The 1,928-nt window shown below is 67.5% G+C and carries 3 protein-coding genes; all 3 read left to right on the plus strand.

Features of this window, described 5'->3' with window-relative positions; genetic code table 11:
• Positions 1 to 193 precede the first annotated feature (193 nt).
• On the plus strand, positions 194 to 367 hold the full coding sequence (gene rpmF, locus ACRDUX_RS11865; protein ID WP_526414092.1) for a 50S ribosomal protein L32: 174 nt from the start codon (positions 194 to 196) through the stop codon (positions 365 to 367).
• Positions 368 to 435: 68 nt separating this feature from the next.
• Positions 436 to 1,122, plus strand: coding sequence for a response regulator transcription factor (locus ACRDUX_RS11870; protein ID WP_526414094.1), 687 nt, complete (start codon positions 436 to 438; stop codon positions 1,120 to 1,122).
• A 71-nt stretch (positions 1,123 to 1,193) separates the two neighbouring features.
• The coding region (locus ACRDUX_RS11875; RefSeq protein WP_526414096.1) for a HAMP domain-containing protein at positions 1,194 to 1,928 on the plus strand (735 nt) is incomplete at its 3' end.

Consider the following 1,928-nt stretch of genomic DNA (forward strand, 5'->3'; position numbering starts at 1 on the left):
GACACTGGGGAGACACCGCAGGTGCTTCCCGGTGCGGATGTGGCGGCTGGGGCGACTGACCGCAGGGCCGGACCGCCGCTTTTGGAAGCTACGCAGCTCACCGGCTATCCTGAAGGACAATTGCCGACGTCCCAGCGTGATCAGGGTATGTGCGGCAGCCCCAAGCAAGAATCTCAAGAGGAGAAGCTCCACCATGGCTGTGCCCAAGCGGAGAATGTCGCGGTCGAACACCCGTAGCCGGCGCGCGCAGTGGAAGACCGAGGCCACCGGCCTGGTCAACGTCAACGTCGCAGGTCAGCAGCACAAGGTGCCGCGTCGTCTGCTCAAGGCCGCCCGCCTGGGCCTGGTCGACCTCGACCGCCGCTGACCAAGTAGCCGCCGCTGTTGCGGCGCGCCTCTCAGGTCTGTCTCAGACGCGGGGTTGAAACTGTGGCTGTGCGCATACTGGTGGTTGACGATGATCGCGCTGTACGCGAATCCCTGCGCCGTTCCCTGGCCTTCAACGGATACTCGGTCGAGCTGGCTCAGGACGGCCTCGAAGCTCTCGAGAAGATCGGCAGCGACCGGCCCGACGCCCTTGTTCTCGACGTGATGATGCCGAGGCTGGACGGGCTCGAAGTGTGCCGTCAACTCCGCAGCACCGGCGACGACCTGCCGATCCTCGTCCTCACCGCCAGGGACTCGGTCTCCGAGCGAGTGGCGGGTCTGGACGCGGGCGCCGACGACTACCTCCCCAAACCCTTCGCCCTCGAAGAGCTGCTGGCGCGGATGCGCGCCCTGCTCCGCCGCCGCGTCCTGCCCGATGACCACGACTCGCCTGCATTGACGTTCTCCGATCTGAGCCTGGACCCGGTGACGCGCGAAGTCACCCGCGGAGAGCGCCAGATCAGCCTGACCCGCACCGAGTTCTCCCTGCTGGAGATGCTGATCGCCAACCCGCGGCGCGTGCTGACCCGCAGCCGCATCCTCGAAGAGGTGTGGGGCTTCGACTTCCCGACCTCGGGCAACGCCCTCGAGGTCTACGTCGGCTACCTACGTCGCAAGACCGAGGCGGAAGGGGAGCAACGACTCATCCACACCGTGCGCGGCGTCGGCTACGTGCTGCGCGAGACGCCGCCCTGATGGGTCAACCCCGATCACCGTTCTGGTGGCGTTCGCGCGAGCGGCGAACCACCGACGCACGACCCCAAGGCATGAACGACGCCAGCTCGGTGTCGCTGCGCTGGCGGGTGATGCTGCTGGCGATGTCGATGGTCGCGATGGTCGTCGTCCTGATGGGCCTCGCCGTCTACGCGGTGGTGTCCCGCGCGCTCTACGACGACATCGACAACCAGCTGCAGATCCGCGCGCGGTTGCTGATCGAGAGCGGGCTGCTAGCCGTCGACCCCGGCAAGGCGATCGAGGGCACGGCGTACTCCGACGTCAACGCGATGTTCGTGATGCCGGGCCGGTCCATCTACACCGCGAACCAGGAAGGGCAGACCCTGCCCCTCGGTGAGCCGGAGAAGAACGTGATCGACGGCACGCTGCGAATGTCGTTGCGCACCGTCACCTTTCAGCGCGTGCTCGCCGTCCATCTGCCCAGCGGCGATTCCCTGCTGATATCGAAGAGCCTCAACCCCACGGGCAAGGTGATCAAGCGGCTCGGCACCATCCTGCTCATCGTCGGTGGGCTCGGGATGGCAGTGGCGGCGATCGCCGGTGGGACCGTCGCGAGGACCGGACTGCGGCCGGTGGCGCGCCTGACCGACGCCGCGGAGCGCGTCGCCAGGACCGACGACCTGCGCCCCATCCCCGTGCACGGCAGCGACGAACTCGCCCGTCTCACCGAGGCGTTCAACATGATGCTGCGCGCACTCACCGAATCGCGGGAGAGACAGGCGCGCCTGGTCACCGACGCCGGCCACGAGCTGCGCACTCCGTTGACC

This window comes from Mycobacterium sp., assembly GCF_050701675.1.
Classification (GTDB): domain Bacteria; phylum Actinomycetota; class Actinomycetes; order Mycobacteriales; family Mycobacteriaceae; genus Mycobacterium.

Bases quoted from the DNA above. Each gene is read 5' to 3' on its own strand.
- rpmF (WP_526414092.1), top strand. From the start codon at position 194: ATGGCTGTGCCCAAGCGGAGAATGTCGCGGTCGAACACCCGTAGCCGG.